This is a genomic window from Nocardioides sp. GY 10113, assembly GCF_004919105.1.
In the GTDB taxonomy this organism is placed as follows: domain Bacteria; phylum Actinomycetota; class Actinomycetes; order Propionibacteriales; family Nocardioidaceae; genus Nocardioides.
Genome location: NZ_STGK01000002.1, coordinates 305729 through 322431, shown reverse-complemented (window position 1 = coordinate 322431; position 16703 = coordinate 305729). Strand labels below are relative to the sequence as shown.

15 protein-coding genes are annotated in these 16703 nt (G+C 71.6%); 9 read left to right on the top strand and 6 right to left on the bottom strand.

Annotated features, from left to right (window positions below; translation table 11 throughout):
• Position 1 precedes the first annotated feature (1 nt).
• Positions 2-403 (bottom strand): superoxide dismutase, Ni, encoded by a 402-nt coding sequence (gene sodN, locus E8D34_RS03835; RefSeq protein ID WP_136593250.1) that lies wholly within the window; start codon positions 401-403, stop codon positions 2-4.
• A 98-nt stretch (positions 404-501) separates the two neighbouring features.
• Between sodN and E8D34_RS03830 the strand changes: the two genes are divergently transcribed.
• The 4 genes from E8D34_RS03830 to E8D34_RS03815 all read left to right on the top strand — a co-directional run bounded on the left by E8D34_RS03830 (position 502) and on the right by E8D34_RS03815 (position 4909).
• Entirely contained in the window at positions 502-879 is a 378-nt protein-coding gene (locus tag E8D34_RS03830; protein WP_136593249.1) for a S26 family signal peptidase, read from the top strand.
• A gap of 157 nt (positions 880-1036) precedes the next feature.
• Complete coding sequence (locus E8D34_RS03825; protein ID WP_136593248.1) at positions 1037-2152, top strand: NADP-dependent malic enzyme; 1116 nt, start codon at positions 1037-1039, stop codon at positions 2150-2152.
• A 91-nt stretch (positions 2153-2243) separates the two neighbouring features.
• Positions 2244-3212: a zinc-binding dehydrogenase gene (locus E8D34_RS03820; protein WP_136593247.1), complete on the top strand. Its 969-nt coding sequence runs from the start codon at positions 2244-2246 to the stop codon at positions 3210-3212.
• A 215-nt stretch (positions 3213-3427) separates the two neighbouring features.
• Positions 3428-4909 carry an MDR family MFS transporter gene (locus E8D34_RS03815; RefSeq protein WP_136593246.1) on the top strand — a complete coding sequence of 494 codons (1482 nt, stop codon included), beginning with the start codon at positions 3428-3430 and terminating at the stop codon, positions 4907-4909.
• A gap of 57 nt (positions 4910-4966) precedes the next feature.
• On the opposite strand, the gene E8D34_RS03810 is transcribed toward E8D34_RS03815, so the two are convergent.
• Positions 4967-6772, bottom strand: a complete 1806-nt coding sequence (locus tag E8D34_RS03810) for a peptidoglycan-binding domain-containing protein (RefSeq protein ID WP_136593245.1) — start codon at positions 6770-6772, stop codon at positions 4967-4969.
• 106 nt (positions 6773-6878) lie between these two features.
• Entirely contained in the window at positions 6879-7511 is a 633-nt protein-coding gene (locus tag E8D34_RS03805; RefSeq protein WP_136593244.1) for a TetR family transcriptional regulator, read from the bottom strand.
• Positions 7512-7651: 140 nt separating this feature from the next.
• On the opposite strand from E8D34_RS03805, the gene E8D34_RS03800 reads away from it, so the two are divergent.
• From E8D34_RS03800 to E8D34_RS03790, 3 genes are read left to right on the top strand one after another with little or no spacing between them, the layout of a single operon-like run.
• On the top strand, positions 7652-8821 hold the full coding sequence (locus E8D34_RS03800) for an iron-sulfur cluster-binding domain-containing protein (RefSeq protein ID WP_136593243.1): 1170 nt from the start codon (positions 7652-7654) through the stop codon (positions 8819-8821).
• Between the two features lie 25 nt (positions 8822-8846).
• A complete protein-coding gene (locus E8D34_RS03795) occupies positions 8847-10034 on the top strand; it encodes an acyl-CoA desaturase (protein ID WP_136593242.1) in 1188 nt (395 codons plus the stop codon).
• 24 nt (positions 10035-10058) lie between these two features.
• On the top strand, positions 10059-10325 hold the full coding sequence (locus E8D34_RS03790) for a hypothetical protein (RefSeq protein WP_136593241.1): 267 nt from the start codon (positions 10059-10061) through the stop codon (positions 10323-10325).
• A gap of 108 nt (positions 10326-10433) precedes the next feature.
• Here E8D34_RS03790 and E8D34_RS20670 read toward each other — a convergent pair whose 3' ends face one another.
• Entirely contained in the window at positions 10434-10610 is a 177-nt protein-coding gene (locus E8D34_RS20670) for a DUF6104 family protein (protein WP_168929319.1), read from the bottom strand.
• A gap of 24 nt (positions 10611-10634) precedes the next feature.
• Positions 10635-14411 (bottom strand): multifunctional oxoglutarate decarboxylase/oxoglutarate dehydrogenase thiamine pyrophosphate-binding subunit/dihydrolipoyllysine-residue succinyltransferase subunit, encoded by a 3777-nt coding sequence (locus E8D34_RS03785; RefSeq protein ID WP_136593240.1) that lies wholly within the window; start codon positions 14409-14411, stop codon positions 10635-10637.
• A 192-nt stretch (positions 14412-14603) separates the two neighbouring features.
• Between E8D34_RS03785 and E8D34_RS03780 the strand changes: the two genes are divergently transcribed.
• On the top strand, positions 14604-15236 hold the full coding sequence (locus E8D34_RS03780; protein WP_136593239.1) for a hypothetical protein: 633 nt from the start codon (positions 14604-14606) through the stop codon (positions 15234-15236).
• Positions 15233-16147 carry an LCP family protein gene (locus E8D34_RS03775; protein WP_240771076.1) on the top strand — a complete coding sequence of 305 codons (915 nt, stop codon included), beginning with the start codon at positions 15233-15235 and terminating at the stop codon, positions 16145-16147. Before E8D34_RS03780 ends, E8D34_RS03775 begins: the two co-directional genes overlap by 4 nt.
• A gap of 39 nt (positions 16148-16186) precedes the next feature.
• Here the strand turns inward: E8D34_RS03775 and rnhA are convergent, their stop codons facing one another.
• A complete protein-coding gene (gene rnhA, locus E8D34_RS03770) occupies positions 16187-16672 on the bottom strand; it encodes a ribonuclease HI (RefSeq protein ID WP_168929318.1) in 486 nt (161 codons plus the stop codon).
• Positions 16673-16703: the final 31 nt, after the last annotated feature.

Genomic DNA, 16703 nt, shown 5'->3' with positions numbered 1-16703 from the left:
CTCAGCCCTGCTTGGTCGCCCAGAAGATCTCGGCGATCTCGTCGATCTTGGCGAGCAGCTGGTCGGCGACGTCGGCGTCCATCGTGCCCTTCGTGCCTGCGGCGCCGGCGAGCTTGGTGGCCTCGTTGACCAGCGTGTGCAGCTGGGGGTACTTCTCGAAGTGCGGCGGCTTGAAGTAGTCGGTCCACAGCACCCACAGGTGGTGCTTGACCAGCTCGGAGCGCTGCTCCTTGATGAGAACGGCGCGGGTGCGGAAGTCGGGGTCGTCGCTGTCGGCAGCCTTGGCGATGACGGCCTTGATCGACTCGGCCTCGATCCGGGCCTGCGCCGGGTCGTAGACGCCGCACGGCAGGTCGCAGTGGGCGGAGACCTCGATGGTCGGCGCGAACAGTCGGGAGAGCATTCCTGATCCTCTCTGGAGATCGTCACGATGCCCGTCGTACGGGCACCTGATCACGGTTGGTCACGGTGGAAATCGTGCTGGCTGCGACACTACCCGGCATGGAGGGTGAGGAAACGGGGGAGTCCGGCGCTCGGGGGCGCTCGGGGGCGCGGCACCCGCGGTTCGGGATGGCGGTGGTCCGTGGCGACTCGATGCGCCCGACGCTGGCGCCCGGGGACCGCCTCCTGGTCCGGTACGACGCCCGGCCCGCGCCGGGGGACGTGGTGGTCGCCCGGTTCGTCGACGGCACGGTGGTGGTCAAGCGAGCGGTGGAGCGACGTGACGCCGGCTGGTGGCTGCTCGGCGACGCCGCGCCGGTGGGGGTCGACTCGCGGCACCGCGGACCGGTGCCGGACGCGGCGGTGCTCGGCGTGGTCCGGGCGAGGCTGTGGCCGCGGCCCGGGCGGGTGCCCGCGCCGTGCCGCCCCGGCACCTGACCGGGATGTGACCTGCCTCTCTCGGGAGTGTCGGCCGGGTGGTGGGACGACTGGGGGCGCCCGCGGTGATGTGCGAGGATCGTTGATCGTGAATCACGTCTCCCACCCCCACCCACGGGCCGGCGAACCGGTCTTCGACCTGCACCTTGGCGGGAAGATGGAGACCGTATCCACGGCCGAGGTAGCCACCAAGGCACAGCTCTCGCTGGCGTACACGCCGGGCGTTGCGGAGGTCTGCACGGCGATCGCCGAGGACCCCGAGCTGACCCGCCACTACACCTGGGTCCCGAACACGGTCGCGATCGTCACCGACGGCACCGCCGTGCTCGGCCTGGGCGACATCGGCCCGTCCGCGGCGATGCCGGTGATGGAGGGCAAGGCGGTCCTGTTCAAGCAGTTCGGCGGCGTGGACGGCATCCCGATCTGCCTGGCCACCACCGACGTCGACGAGATCGTCGAGACCGTCGTCCGGATGGCCCCCAGCTTCGGCGGCATCAACCTCGAGGACATCTCCGCGCCGCGCTGCTTCGAGATCGAGGACCGGCTCAAGGAGCGCCTCGACGTCCCGGTCTTCCACGACGACCAGCACGGCACCGCGGTGGTCACGCTCGCGGCGCTGACGAACGCTCTGCGGCTGACCGGTCGGACCCCGGAGTCGACCCGCGTGGTGATCTCCGGTGCCGGCGCCGCCGGCGTGGCGATCGCCAAGATCCTGCTCGCCGCGGGCGTGAAGGACATCGTGGTCACCGATCGCAAGGGCGTGGTCAGCTCCGAGCGCCACGACCTCACGCCGGTGAAGAAGGAGCTGGCCGAGCTCACCGCCGACCAGACCGGCCGCAGCGGCTCGCTGGCCGAGGCGTTCCGCGGTGCCGACGTCTACATCGGGGTCTCCGGCGGCACCGTCCCCGAGGAGGTCGTGGCCACCATGGCGGCCGACGCGATCATCTTCGCGATGGCGAACCCGACGCCCGAGGTGCACCCGGACGTCGCCCACCGTCACGCCCGGATCGTGGCCACCGGTCGCTCGGACTTCCCGAACCAGATCAACAACGTGCTCGCCTTCCCGGGGATCTTCCGCGGTGCCTTCGACGCGAACGCCACGGCGATCACCGAGGGCATGAAGGTCGCCGCGGCGACCGCCCTGGCCGGGCTGGTCGGCGACGACCTGGCCGAGGACCTGGTGATCCCCTCGCCGTTCGACCCCCGGGTCGGGCCGGCGGTGGCGGCCGCGGTCGCCGAGGCGGCCCGTCGCGACGGCGTCGCCCGCGCCTGACCCACCCGAGTCGGCAGCAGCTGACACGCGGGTCGGCGGGAACCTGCTGCCGGCTCGCGGTCGTCCCACCCGTCCATCACCAGGAGGACCCGTGTTCGCCGTCTACGCCGATTCGTTCCACCCCGACGACCCGCTCCAGGGCCTGGTCGTCGGCGAGCGCCCGGCGCCGGTGGCCCCCGACGGGTGGACCACGGTCACCGTCAAGGCGGCCTCGCTCAACCACCACGACCTCTGGACGCTGCGCGGGGTGGGGATCAAGGCCGAGCGCCTTCCGATGATCCTGGGCTGCGACGCCGCGGGCCTGGACGAGGACGGCAACGAGGTGGTCGTGCACGCGGTCATCTCCGACCCGGACTGGGACGGCGACGAGACCCTCGACCCGCGGCGCAGCCTGCTCACCGAGGTGCACCAGGGCACCTTCGCGGAGCGGGTCGTGGTGCCGCGCCGCAACGTGGTCGCCAAGCCGGCCGGGATGTCCTTCGCGGAGGCGGCCTGCCTGCCCACGGCCTGGCTGACGGCGTACCGGATGCTCTTCACGCAGGGCCGCCTGGTGCCCGGGGAGTCGGTGCTCGTCCAGGGCGCCGGCGGCGGCGTCGCGACCGCGCTGATCGTGCTGGGTCGCGCGGCCGGCCTGCGGGTGCTGGCCACCAGCCGCGACGAGGCCAAGCTGGCCCGCGCGCTCGACCTGGGCGCGCACGAGGCGCACCTCTCGGGCACCCGGCTGCCGACCAAGGTGGATGCCGTGATGGAGACCGTGGGACGCGCCACCTGGGAGCACTCGATCCGCTCGCTGCGCCCCGGCGGCCGGCTGGTGATCTCGGGGGCCACCTCCGGTCCGAAGCTGGACGACGCGTTGCTGCCGCAGATCTTCTTCAAGCAGATGAGCGTGATCGGCTCCACCATGGGTACCCGCGGCGAGCTGGCCGCCCTGGTCGCGATGATGGACGCCTCCGGCGCCCGTCCGTTGATCGACCGCGAGCTGCCGATGGAGCGGGCCCGCGAGGCGTTCGAGGCGATGGCCGCGGGCGACCTGTTCGGCAAGATCGTGCTCACGCGCTGAGCGGGCGCCGACGAAATATTCGGAGGCGGAATCATCCCCGCTCCCTCAGCATTGAGGACGGGGTGGGGCGGCCGGCGATGAGTTCCGCGGCCGTGCGCCGTCGTACCTGATGCCGCGCGTTCGCAAGACCGCGGGCTGCCCCGTCCGGCGCGGCACCGATGTCGTACCGATCTGTGCCCGCGCGGCGCCGATGGAAGAACCGAGGAGAACCTGAGATGACTGCGCCCGAACCGACCGCGATCGAGTCCGCGGAGACGGAGGCGCTCGAGGAGCTCGAGCGCGAGCTCGGCGCCGGCCGCACGCCGCTGGTGGTCACGCTGCTGGTGGCCGCCACCTTCGTGGTGATCCTCAACGAGACGATCATGGTCAACGCGATCCCGCGGCTGATGGCCGACTTCGGGGTCGACGAGCGCAGCGCCCAGTGGCTCTCGACGGTGTTCATGCTGACCATGGCCGCCGTGATCCCGGTGACCGGGTGGTTCCTGCAGCGGGTCACCACGCGGGCGGCGTACGCCACCGCGATGACCACGTTCGCCGCCGGCACCGCGCTGGCGGCGGTCGCGCCGACGTTCGAGGTCCTGCTGGCCGGACGCGTCGTCCAGGCGGCCGGTACGGCGGTGATGATGCCGCTGCTGATGACCACCCTGATGACGGTGGTCCCCGCCCACGACCGCGGCCGGGTGATGGGCAACGTCACCCTGGCCATGTCCTGCGCGCCGGCGCTCGGCCCCGCGGTGTCGGGCGTGATCCTGCAGCTGGGCTCCTGGCGGCTGATCTTCGCGTTCGTGCTGCCGGTGGCGGTCGTGGTCGGGCTGTGGGGTCTGCGGTTGCTGGAGAACGTGGGGGAGACCCGCGGTGGCCGCCCGAGCTGGCTGAGCGTGGTGCTGGCCGGGTCGGGCTTCAGCAGCCTCGTCTTCGGGCTGAGCAAGGTCGGTGCCGGCGGCGCGGCGGCCCCGACCGCCTTCATCGCGGCCGGCGTGGCCCTGGTCGCCCTGTTCGCCTGGTACCAGCTCCGGCTCCAGCGCTCGGACTCCCCGCTGCTCGACCTGCGCACGCTGCGACACCGCACCTACGCGCTCTCGCTGGTGCTGATGTCCGCCGGCTTCATGGCGTTCCTCGGCTCGATGATCCTGCTCCCGCTCTACCTGCAGCAGTTGCGCGGCCTCACCGAGCTCCAGGCCGGCCTCCTGGTGATGCCGGGCGGCCTGGCGATGGGCCTGCTCGGCCCGCAGGTCGGCAAGGCCTACGACCGCTTCGGCTCCCGCCCCCTGGTGATCCCCGGCGCGATCGGCATGGTCGCCGCGCTCGGGCTGCTGAGCCGCGTGGACACCGGGACGCCGTACGCCCTGATCCTGGGGCTGCACGTGCTGCTGATGGCGTGCCTGGCGATGGTCTTCACGCCGGTCTTCACGATCGGTCTGGGCGACCTGCCGCCGCACCTGTACTCGCACGGCAGCTCCCTGCTGGGCACCCTGCAGCAGGTCTCCGGCGCGATCGGCACCGCGCTGCTGATCGTGGTCATGGACAACCGCGCCGGCGCGCTGGCCGCGAGCGGCGCGGACCCCGTCGCCGCGGCGATCGGCGGACTGCAGTGGGCGTTCGTCGCCGGTGCGGTGATCGGCGTGGTCGTGGTCGTCTGCGCCTTCCTGCTGCCGGCTCGCGTCGAAGCCCCGGAGGGCGCACCCGCCCACCACTAGCGCGAGTGGGTCGTCGCCACCCCTCGAGTTGGTCCTTGCGACCGCCCGAGTTGCGCGTCAAGGTGCCTCGACCAGAGCGGCACAGAGGTCCTCGCGGAGGCGAACGTCCTTGTCGGCGTCGGTGGGCCCCCGTCGCACGGCGGCCGAGGGTGAGTCCTGTGCGATGTCGAGTAGTCGCTCGCGGGTCGGCGGGTCGAGCTGTCCCGTCGGCTCGAGGCCGTTCTCGGTCTGGAAGACGATGAGGACGGCGAGGGTCTGCGGGCCGAGCGTGCCGTCCACCCACAAGTCGTTGACCTCCGGGACCGGGTGCTCCGGCAGCCAGATCGTCTTCAGCACGCGTTCGACCCAGGCGACATAGCCGTCGCTCTGCCAGTTCAAGGTCTCCGTGCACGCGTCCTTGTCCGTCAACAGGTTGGCCATCGGAGCCGGCGCGGACGGCGTGAGCTGGAACTTGGCACCGGCGGTCGGGGCGAGCGTCGGGTCGCTCGCCTCGGCAGGCTCGCCGCCGGCGGGGACGGGCCTGAGCGCCCAGCCGACCCCGAGCAGCACGACTGCGGCGGCGATGATCGCGCCGACCTGGATGGCGGTCAGGTTCCTGGCTCGTCCGAGCAGTTGGCCGATCTCGCGGACTCCCCGTCTCAACAGGCCGCCCGTCACGTGAGCCGTCCGATCGACGAGCGCAGCGGTCGTTCGGGCGGCCAGCTCGGTGCGCTGCTGAGCGTCCGTGCCCCGGCCGACCTGGTGGACGCGTACGGCGAGGTACGGGCGGTCGTGGTCGTCCGCGGGGCGGTCCTCGCTCATCGCGACGACCACGCAGTCCCTGGCGGCGTCTCTCCAGGGTTGGTGTGCGAAGCCGACCTCGACCTCGTGCTGCCCTTCCTTGCCGGGGCTGAGCCGGTACTCGACGGGCGTGAGAAGTTGCCAGGGTGCCGGCCGGTCCGCGGGTGGCAGTGCGGGGTCCGCTGCCGGTGACGCCGACCCGTGTGCGGCGCGCAAGCCTCCGCGCTCGACGGTGTTGCCGCGGTTGGCGATCGTGAGCGTGCCGCGGTAGCGCTGCGTCGTCCCGACGCGCTCGAAGTCGGACGTAACCGAGAGCTGAAGCCCCGGCGACGGCGGCACGTCCAACGTGAAGGTGTCACTCTCCCAGGCCGCCTGCTTTCCCTCCGGTACCGAGGTCCCGTCGACGATGACGCTGACGCTCCGCGAGCCGGCCTGGGGCGAGCTGGCGGTGGCGGTGAGCACGAGGATCAGGGACTCCGACCGGCCGGGCTCCACTTGGAGGTGCGCGCCGGGCTCGAACGTCGACAGCACGAAGGGTCCGTTGAAGCGGAGCTGCACGTCCCAGGTCGTGCGCGAGCCGTTGGTGAGCTCGATCGGCAGGCTGACGGAGGTGCCCGGCGCCAGCGTGACGGACGGGTCTTGCGTCAGCACGGCCAGGTGGATCTCGCGATTCGCCGGGTGTCCGATGGTGGCGTTGAGGGTCAGGTTGCCGCCGACCGTGTTGCCCACGGCCGCCGTCAGCGGCGAGCCCTCACGTGCGACCAGGATCGTGCCGCTGTTGTCGCCGAATGTCATCGGGAAGCCCGCCCGCTGGAGGCGCTCGGCCAAGGGACTCTCCAGGAACGGGCCGTTGAGGAAGCGGAGGACGGCGGCTTCGACGAGTTCGGTCTGCCGCGCGACGTCGTCGGTGGGGCCCGCCTTCTCCAGCTCGTCGATCAGGACCTGTTCGCTTGCCGGTGCGGACCTGCGGTAGAGGTCGGTCGTCTCGCTCACCGCGGAGTCGACCGCGTGCTGGACGAGTGCGTCGGCCGTCTTGAGCGCCAGCCATCCGGTCACCTCGGCAACGATGGCGAGCAGCAGCATTCCGGGCGTCTCCTCGGGAGCGATGAGATGCGTCGATCCTGCCGGAACGGCGACGCGATCGGAACCCGTTGCGCCAGATGCGTCGAGGGGCTCTAGACAGGGTCGCTCAGGGGCGGGAGCGCCAGTGGGTGGCGCCGACCAGCAGCATCCGCAGCTGGGTGCGGGCGTAGTGCGCGACGCGCTCCTCCTCGGACGAGCCGGGCTCGATGGCGACCAGCTCCTCGGCGGTGGTGACCATCGCCGAGACGATCAGGTTGGAGACGATCCGCAGGTCCGCCGACGACCAGGCGGAGGTGCCGGGGAGTCGGGCGAGGTCCGCGGCGAGCTCGGCCTCGAACAGGACGATGCCGTCGGCGATGGCCTGCCGCACGCCGGCCGGACCCGCCATCCGCTCGCGGGCGATGAAGGCGAAGTGGGCGCGCTGCGCGCGGACGTGCTCGACCAGTACGGCGACGGAGCGGTCGATGATCGTGCGGTACTCCGGCGCGCCGCCCTGCCGGACGTCGCGCAGCACCGCCCGCAGGCTGACCAGCGACTCCTGGACGAGGGCCAGGCCGAGGTCCTCGATCGAGGCGAAGTGGCGGTAGAAGGCGGTCGGCACGATCCCGACCTGCTTGGCCACCTGGCGCAGCGAGAGGGCGGCCAGCGGCGCGTCGTCGCACAGCCCGAGGGCCGCGTCGAGGATCGCGCGTCGGGTGCGCTCCTTCTGCTCGGCGCGCGAGGCGGGTGCTTCGGTCACCGTCGCATCGTAGGGCAGGTGAACATGTGTGCTCTGTCACGGCGCTCGGCGTTGACGGGGGAGGAGGCAGCCGGCACGCTTGTGGGTGTACGAGTGTTCACTGAAAGTGACGTTCCGGCATCCGCAGCCCAGGAGGCGCCATGTCGCTCCCCGCTCTGAACCCGCTCCGCGTGACGAGACCCCGCCCCGCGCTCGGGGCCGACCCGGTCGGCCGGGTCCTCCGCTCGCGCCTGGTCGCCGCGCTCGCCGCGCCGCACGGAGTGGACCGCTACCTCGAGCAGGTGAACCCGATGTGGGCCGCGCACGAGGTGCGCGCCCGCATCGTCTCGGTGACCCGCGAGACCGGCCCCGACGCACTGGGCGCGCCGGTGGCGACGCTGACCCTTCAGCCGACCTCGACCTGGCGCGGCCACCGCGCGGGGCAGCACGTGCTGGTCGGCGTCGAGGTGCCGGGCTCGGCCCGCCGACTGACCCGCGCGTTCTCGATCTCGTCGCCCGCCTCGGTCCCGGGGGAGTCGATCACGCTGACCGTTCGCTCCCACCCCGAGGGCGAGGTCTCCCAGCACCTCGTCGAGCACGCCCGACCGGGTGACGTCCTGCACCTGAGCCAGGCACAGGGGTCCTTCTGCTTGGACGAGAGCCCGGCCACCCCGACCAACAACCACCTGCTGTTCATCACGGGCGGGTCCGGGATCACCCCGGCGATGTCGATGCTGCGCACCCTTCTGCGCGACGGCTACGACGGGCACGTCGGTCGCCGGGTGACCTTCCTGCACTACGCCCGGAGCGAGGCGGACCAGATCTTCGCCGAGGAGCTGGCCGCGATCGCGGCCGCCGACAACGGCGTCGCGGTCCACCTGCGCCACGGGGACGCCCGGTTCAGCGAGTTCGAGCTGCGCCGGCTGGTGCCGCGCTTCGCCGGCACCGACACCTGGCTGTGCGGTCCCGCCGGCCTGGTCGAGCTGGTCACCGACGCCTACCGCGGCTCGCCGCGGCTGCGCACCGAGTTCTTCAAGCCGGCCGTGGCCCGCGCGGCCGGCGGCGCGGGGGAGCAGGTCGACGGCACCGTCGCCTTCACCCGCTCCGGCCTCAGCGCGCCGGCCACCGGCGACAGCCTGCTCGAGCAGGCCGAGGCCGCCGGGCTCGCGCCCGAGCACGGGTGCCGGATGGGCATCTGCTTCTCCTGCACCACGACCAAGTACGCCGGCACCGTCCGCAACCTGCTCACCGGCGAGGAGTCGGCGCAGCCGGACGAGGAGATCCGGATCTGCGTCAACCGCCCCGTCGGCGACTGCCACGTCGACCTCTGACCACGCACCCACCCTGGAGGCGAGCATGACCACCACCCCCGAGAAGAGCCCCGAGAAGAGCCCCGAGAAGAGTCCCGACAGCGCCGGGCAGACCGCCCCGCCCAGCGCCATCGCCGAGCGCGCGGGGCTGACCCCCGAGCAGCTGGAGGCGTTCGGTGCGGAGATGGACGCGATCCGGCAGCGGATCATCGCCGAGCTCGGCGAGGACGACGCGGCGTACATCCGCGGCGTGGTCCGCGCCCAGCGCCGGTTCGAGGTGGCCGGCCGCGCGCTGTTCTACCTGCCGCCGGCCTGGCCGCTCGCGGTGGCCAGCCTGAGCATCTCCAAGATCCTCGACAACATGGAGATCGGCCACAACGTCCTGCACGGCCAGTACGACTGGATGGGCGACCCGGCGCTGAACTCGCGGATGTTCGACTGGGACAACGTCTGCCCGGGCGAGCAGTGGAAGTACAGCCACAACTACATCCACCACACCTTCACCAACATCCTCGGCAAGGACCGCGACGTCGGCTACGGCATCCTCCGGATGGACCCCGAGCAGCGGTGGCACCCGTACCACCTGGGCAACCCGGCCTACGCGCTCGGCCTGATGCTGCTCTTCGAGTGGGGCGTCGCGCTGCACGACCTGGAGGTCGACAACTTGGTCGCCGGGCGGCGGAAGCTGGCCGACAACAAGCCGCTCTACCCGGGGCTGCTGCGCAAGATCCGCCGCCAGACGGTCAAGGACTACCTGCTCTTCCCGGCGCTCAGCGGACCCCTGGCCCCGCTGACGCTGGCCGGCAACGCGACCGCCAACCTGGTCCGCAACGTCTGGGCGTTCAACATCATCTTCTGCGGCCACTTCCCGGCCGGCGTCGCGTCGTTCTCGGTGGAGGAGACCGAGGAGGAGACCCGGGGCCAGTGGTACCTGCGCCAGCTGCTCGGCTCGGCCAACATCTCCGGCGGACCGCTGCTGCACCTGATGTCGGGCAACCTCTCCCACCAGATCGAGCACCACCTGTTCCCGGACCTGCCCGCCCGGCGCTACCCGGAGATCGCGGCCGAGGTCCGTGAGATCTGCGAGCGCTACGGGCTGGCGTACAACACCGGTCCGCTGCACCGCCAGCTGCTGAGCGTCGCGAAGAAGATCTGCCGGTACGCCCTCCCGGGCGGGGTGCAGCCCGAGCCGCAGCCGGCCCCCGGCCGACGGACCGCACCGGTGGCGGCCTGAGCCGTCAGGCGGGAGACTGGGGACATGAGCGACGGGCACGACCACCTCAGCCGCGGCGAGATCGCCAAGGACGCCCTCCAGGCGGGGGCCCAAGCCACCGCGCACACCGTCGGCGAGGTGACCAGCATCGTCACCCGCGCCGTCGGTGAGGTCGCCGCCGCGGTCGGCGGGCTGGCCACCGAGCTGTTCGCGATCCGCGACGACGTACGCCGCGCCGCGGCCGATCAGGACGGTGGCACGGGCGGCGTCCAGGACGGCGGCGGCCAGGGCGGCGACCAGGGCGCGGTGTAGCCGCGCACCCACCGGCGCGGGTACCGCCCGGAGGCCGCCGGGACGGCAGAGGGCCCGCGGAACATCGTTCCGCGGGCCCTCCGCGCCGCTCTCGGGGTGGCGCCGGGCTCAGTCCTCCGGGTCGTCCAGCCGAGCCAGCCAGGTCGCGAACCGCTCCACCGCGGTCTCGAACTCCGGGTGGGTGTCGGTGAACTCCTGGAGCCTCTCGGCGAGCCAGGCCAGGGTGACCTCGTCGTCACCCCGGCGCTTCTCGAGCTCCTCGATCCCGCGATCGGTGAAGTACATCCGAACCTCCTCAGTCGCCGACGCTCAGGCGAAGGCCTCGCCGAGCAGCCCCTTCTGCTCCTCCAGGTGGCGCTTGTGCGCGCCGACGGAGGGGGAGGAGGAGGCGGGCCGGCTGACCACGTCGACCTGGGCGCCGAGCTTCGGGAACACGTTGAGGCCGTAGTAGGGCCACGGGCCCATGTTCCGCGGCTCGTCCTGCACCCAGCGGACGCTCTTCAGGTTCGGGTACTTGGCGATCTCGGCGGCCAGCTCGGCGGCAGGCTCCGGGTAGAGCTGCTCGACGCGGGCGATCGCGAACTTCTCGCCGTTGTCGCGCTTGCCGCGCTCGACCATCAGGTCCCAGGTGATCCGGCCCGAGCAGAGCAGCAGCGTCTCGACCTTGGCCGGGTCCGCGGTGCTGTCGCCGATCAGCGGCTGGAACGTGCCCTCGGTGAAGTCGGACGGCTGGGACGCCGCCTCCTTGCGCTTGAGCATCGACTTCGGGGTGAAGATGATCAGCGGCTTGTGCTCGTTGCCGAGCGAGTGGCGGCGCAGCAGGTGGAAGTGCGAGGCCGGCGTGGAGGGCTGGGCGACGACGAACGCCTCGTCGGCGCAGAGCGTCATGAACCGCTCGATCCGGGCCGAGGAGTGGTCCGGTCCCTGGCCCTCGTAGCCGTGCGGCAGCAGCAGCACGACGCCGGAGTCCTGGCCCCACTTGGTCTTGCCCGAGCTGATGTACTCGTCGATCACGGTCTGCGCGCCGTTGACGAAGTCACCGAACTGCGCCTCCCAGAGGACGAGCGCATCGGGGCGTGCCACCGAGTACCCGTACTCGAACCCGAGCGCGGCGTACTCCGAGAGCAGGCTGTCGTAGACGAAGAACTTCGCCTGGTCGTCCGAGAGGTTGGACAGCGGGGTCCACTCGTCGGCGTTGACCCGGTCGATGATGGTCGCGAACCGCTGCACGAAGGTGCCGCGGCGGCTGTCCTGGCCGGCCAGGCGGACCGGCCGGCCATCCATCAGCAGCGCACCGAACGCGAGGATCTCGCCGGTGCCCCAGTCGATCGGGCCGTCGAGGATGGCGGCGGCGCGGCGCTGGAGCTGCGGCATCACCTTCGGGTGGACGGTGAACCCGTCCGGCGGGGTGACGTAGGAGTCCGCGATCCGCTTGAGCACCTCGTGGGAGATGGCGGTCTCGGTCTCGCCGGCCGGCTTCTCCGGGTACTCGGGCACGGTGGTCCACTCCGACGGGGCCGTGCTGGCCTCGCGGACCTCGGTGAAGACCCGCTCCAGCTGCTGCTGGTAGTCGCGCAGGACCTGCTCGGCCTCCTCGATCGTGATGTCGCCACGACCGATCAGGGACTCGGTGTAGAGCTTGCGCACGGAGCGCTTCTGCTCGATCAGGTCGTACATCAGCGGCTGGGTGTACGACGGGTCGTCACCCTCGTTGTGGCCGCGACGGCGGTAGCAGACCAGATCGATGACGACGTCCTTGTGGAACGCCTGGCGGTACTCGAACGCGAGGCGGGCCACGCGGATGCACGCCTCCGGGTCGTCGCCGTTGACGTGGAAGATCGGCGCCTGCACCATCCGGGCCACGTCGGTCGCGTAGAGCGAGGAGCGCGAGGAGCCCGGCGAGGTGGTGAAGCCGACCTGGTTGTTGATGACCAGGTGGATCGTGCCGCCGGTGCGGTAGCCGCGCAGCTGGGAGAGGTTCAGCGTCTCGGCGACCACGCCCTGGCCGGCGAACGCGGCGTCGCCGTGCAGCAGCAGCGGGAGGACCGGGAACGCCTCGCCCTGGTTGAGCACGTCCTGCTTGGCGCGGGCGATGCCCTCGAGGACCGGGTCGACGGTCTCCAGGTGGGACGGGTTCGCGGCGACCGAGACCTTGATGGTCTCGCCGGTCTCGGCGACGAACTCACCCTCGGCGCCGAGGTGGTACTTCACGTCGCCGGAGCCCTGCACCGTGCGCGGGTCGATGTTGCCCTCGAACTCGCGGAAGATCTGGTTGTAGGACTTGCCGACGATGTTGGCCAGCACGTTCAGGCGGCCGCGGTGGGCCATGCCGATCGCGACCTCGTCGAGGCCGGCGTTGGCCGCTGCCTCGGCGATCTCGTCCACGACCGGGATCGTGGTCTCGCCGCCCTCGAGGGAGAACCGCTTCTGGCCGACGAACTTCGTCTGGAGGAAGGTCTCGAACGCCTCGGCCTGGTTGAGCTTCAGCAGGATCCGGAGCTGCTCCTCGCGGGGCAGCTTGGTGTGCGGCTGCTCGACCCGCTCCTGGATCCACTGGCGCTGCTCGGGATCCATGATGTGCATGTACTCGATGCCGGTGGTGCGGCAGTAGGAGTCGCGCAGGATGCCGAGGATGTGGCGCAGCTTCATGAAGCGGCGGTGGGCGCCGCCGAACGAGCCGGTCGGGAACTCCCGCTCCAGGTCCCACAGGGTCAGGCCGTGGGACTCGATCCGCAGGTCGGGGTGGCTGCGCTGCTTGTACTCCAGCGGGTCGGTGTCGGCCATCAGGTGGCCGCGGACCCGGTAGGCGTGGATCAGCTCGAGGATCCGCGCCTGCTTGTCGATCTCGTCGTCGTGGGACGTCGCGATGTCGGCGTTCCAGCGGATCGGCTCGTAGGGGATCCGCAGCGAGCGGAAGATCTCGTCGTAGAAGCCGTCCTCGCCGAGCAGGAGCAGGTGGACCCGCTTGAGGAACTCGCCCGACTGCGCGCCCTGGATGACGCGGTGGTCGTAGGTCGAGGTGATCGTCATCACCTTGCTGATGCCGTTCTTGGCGATCGCCTCCTCCGAGGCGCCCTGCCAGGCGGCGGGGTACTCCATCGCGCCGACGCCGATGATCGCGGCCTGGCCGGCCATCAGGCGGGGCACCGAGTGGACCGTGCCGAGGCCGCCGACGTTGGTCAGGCTGACGGTCGTCCCGGAGTAGTCCTCCATCGTCAGCTTGTTGTCGCGCGCCTTGCGGATCATGTCCTCGTAGGCGGTCCAGAAGGCCGCGAAGTCCATGGTCTCGCAGCCCTTGATCGAGGGGGCGACGAGCTGGCGGGTGCCGTCGGGCTTCTTCTGGTCGATGGCCAGGCCGAGGTTCACGTGCGCCGGGGTCACCATCGCGGGCTTGCCGTCGACCTCGGCGAACGAGTTGTTCATCTCCGGCATCGACCGCAGTGCACGGATCAGGGCGTAGCCGATGATGTGGGTGAACGAGACCTTGCCGCCGCGGGCGCGGGCCAGGTGGCTGTTGATGACGATGCGGTTGTCCCACAGCAGCTTGACCGGGATCTCACGGACCGAGGTCGCCGTGGGCACGCTGAGCGAGACGTCCATGTTCTTCGCGGTGGCGGCCGGGATGCCGCGCAGGACGGTCACCTTGGGCTCGTCGGTCGCGGCGACCGGCGCGGGGCGCGGCGACTCCTTGGGGGTCGGCCGGGACGCCGGGCTGGGGGTGGTCGCCGAGGCGGGGCTCACCTGGGGTGCCGGGGTCGCCTTGGGAACCGGCTTGGCGGCGGGCGCGGCGGGCGCCGCGGCGGCGGGCTTGGCGGCGGGCTTGGGGGTGGTCGGGGCAGCCGTCGCGGCCGGCTGGGCAGCGGGCTTGGCGGGCGTGGCGGCGCCGTTCGTGCCGTTCGAGGCGGCGGTGCCGGCCGGCTTGGATCCGAAGTAGCGGGCCCAGGCCTCGTCGACGCTGCTGGGGTCGGCGTCGAACCGCGCCCGCATCTCCTCGACGAGCCACTCGTTGGCTCCGAAGTCGCCGCCCGCGGGCTCGACCGAGCCCTGGGAGGTGGTGGTGGACTGCTGGTCTGACGACTGCGTCACGACGTGCTTCGCCTCTTCCGATGAACTGACCCGTGGCTTGACCCCCGACCAAGTGCGCCCCTCCCTTGGGACGCCACGCGGTGTCGGCAACCAAGGCTAGTCCTATGACCTATTAAATGCCGCAGGCGAGGTCCCCGTTGCGGCACTGTGTCGCCGGAGGTGAGAGAGTCTGCCGCTGCAGGAGGTGTCCCCATGTCCCGATCCCCACGCCGTACGACGTCCGCCGCCGCCGCTGTGATCGCCGCGTTGATGCCGCTCACAGCCGCCTGCTCGGACGACGCGGCGCCCGCGGCGCAGACCACCCCGACGCCCGTGACGGCCGAGCCGACGCCGTTCTCGGTACGCGCGGATGTGGGCAACGTCACGGGCCGCCTGGGTCGGTCCGACCGCCGCGAGGTCCTGCGCGACGTGCGGGAGGTGGTCGCCGACTGGATGGAGGCGGCCTACGTCGAGACCGGATCGGCCGTGGACCTCGGCACCGCGTTCGCCGACTTCACCCCGCAGGCCGCCGCGTCGGCGAAGCGCCAGCGAGCGCTGCTGACCAACGCCGCGCTCGCCTCGGCCGATGGCGTCGAGGTCCGCCCGGCCGTGGTGAAGGTCGACGTGCTCGCCCCGGGCGGCGAGGTCGCCGCCGCGACCGCGCGGTTCCGCGTGGTGCTCCAGCGCGAGGGCGCGAAGCGGCAGGAGAAGGTGGTCGGGCGGCTGATGCTGAGCCCGGTCAAGAAGGGGTGGAAGGTGTTCGGCTTCACGGTGGAGCGGGGCTCGTTCGCGCCCGCCGACAAGACCGACCGGGCCGACCAGAGCAAGGCCGGAGGGGACGCATGATGCGGGGACCGATGCGGCTGCGGCTGCTCAAGACGGCGGCGCTGGCCGCAGTGCTCGCGCTGACGGTGGTGCTGGTCCCGGACGCGGCCCCCGCGCCCACCCGCTTCTCCCTGGTCAAGATCGAGCGCGCCGAGGCGGTCGACGTCGATCCCGACATCGTGTGGATCCTGGCGGTCGGGGCCGACGCGCGGCAGGGGGAGAACCCGCTGCGTACCCGCGGCGACGCCCTCCAGCTGGTCGGCATGAACACCGCGACCGGCGCGGCCACCTCGATCGGCATCCCCCGGGACAGCTGGGTCTCGATCCCCGGCGTCGGGTCCAACCGGATCAACGCCGCGCTCTACTTCGGCGGCCCCGACCTGCTCGGCCAGGCCGTCGGCAACCTGATCGGGATCCAGCCGGACTACGTCATGGTCACCACGTTCTGGGGCCTGCGCGACATGGTCAACGACATCGGCGGGATCACCGTGGAGAACCCGCGCTACTTCTCCGACCCGTACCTGTGGCCCCAGGGCTTCCAGGCCGGCAAGCTGCGCCTCAACGGCCACGGCTCGACCGCCTTCGGCCGGATCCGCAAGTCGCTGCCCGGCGGCGACTTCGACCGCTCCGCGAACCAGCAGCGGGTCCTGCGAGGCATCCAGCAGAAGGTCGCCGACCGGGCGTCCGAGCCCGGATTCGTCGAGGGCGGTGTGATGAGCGTGCTGCAGCACCTCGAGACCGACCTCGGACCGACCGAGCTGTTCAAGCTGGGCCAGGCCGTCGCCCAGGTCGACCCGACCAAGATCACCGGCTGCGTCCTCGGAGGCAGCATCGGCAACGTCGGCGGCGCCAGCGTGGTGCTGCCCAACACCGCCGAGGCCCGCCGCTACGGCGACGACGCGCGCAAGGACGCGGTGATCAGCCGCTGCTGAGGCACGGCGCCGACGCCTGACGTCGAGCGCGCCGGGGGATCAGCTCCCGGCGACCTCGCGCGCGCCGCGGCCGGCGAGCTCGTCGGCCCGCTCGTTGCCCGGGTCGCCCGCGTGGCCCTTGACCCAGTTCCAGGTCACGTCGTGCCGCGCCGCCGCCTCGTCCAGCCGGCGCCACAGGTCCTCGTTCTTGACCGGCTGCTTCGATGCGGTGCGCCAGCCGTTCGCCTTCCACTTCGCCACCCACGACAGGATCCCGTTGCGGACGTAGCTGCTGTCGGTGAACAGCACGACCCGCGAGGGTCGGTTCAGCGTCTCCAATGCCTGGATGGCGGCCATCAGCTCCATCCGGTTGTTCGTGGTGTCCGGCTCGCCGCCGTACAGCTCCCGCTCGTGGGCGCCGTACGTCAGGACGGCGCCCCAGCCCCCGGGGCCGGGGTTCCCGAGGCAGGCGCCGTCGGTGTAGACCGTCACGGCGAGGTCGTCGGCGGGGGAGTCGGCGGGGGGTTCTGCGGGCGAAACAGGCACCTGCGGATAGTAGTGGCGGGCCCTCGTGCGA

Excerpts from the sequence above, each read along its gene's own strand:
- E8D34_RS03775 (WP_240771076.1), top strand. The coding sequence starts at position 15,233 with ATGATGCGGGGACCGATGCGGCTGCGGCTGCTCAAGACGGCGGCGCTG.
- E8D34_RS03795 (WP_136593242.1), top strand. The coding sequence starts at position 8,847 with ATGACCACCACCCCCGAGAAGAGCCCCGAGAAGAGCCCCGAGAAGAGT.
- E8D34_RS03815 (WP_136593246.1), top strand. The coding sequence starts at position 3,428 with ATGACTGCGCCCGAACCGACCGCGATCGAGTCCGCGGAGACGGAGGCG.
- E8D34_RS03800 (WP_136593243.1), top strand. The coding sequence starts at position 7,652 with ATGTCGCTCCCCGCTCTGAACCCGCTCCGCGTGACGAGACCCCGCCCC.
- E8D34_RS03780 (WP_136593239.1), top strand. The coding sequence starts at position 14,604 with ATGTCCCGATCCCCACGCCGTACGACGTCCGCCGCCGCCGCTGTGATC.
- E8D34_RS03825 (WP_136593248.1), top strand. The coding sequence starts at position 1,037 with ATGGAGACCGTATCCACGGCCGAGGTAGCCACCAAGGCACAGCTCTCG.
- sodN (WP_136593250.1), bottom strand. The coding sequence starts at position 403 with ATGCTCTCCCGACTGTTCGCGCCGACCATCGAGGTCTCCGCCCACTGC.
- E8D34_RS03830 (WP_136593249.1), top strand. The coding sequence starts at position 502 with ATGGAGGGTGAGGAAACGGGGGAGTCCGGCGCTCGGGGGCGCTCGGGG.
- E8D34_RS03810 (WP_136593245.1), bottom strand. The coding sequence starts at position 6,772 with ATGCTGCTGCTCGCCATCGTTGCCGAGGTGACCGGATGGCTGGCGCTC.
- E8D34_RS20670 (WP_168929319.1), bottom strand. The coding sequence starts at position 10,610 with ATGTACTTCACCGATCGCGGGATCGAGGAGCTCGAGAAGCGCCGGGGT.
- E8D34_RS03790 (WP_136593241.1), top strand. The coding sequence starts at position 10,059 with ATGAGCGACGGGCACGACCACCTCAGCCGCGGCGAGATCGCCAAGGAC.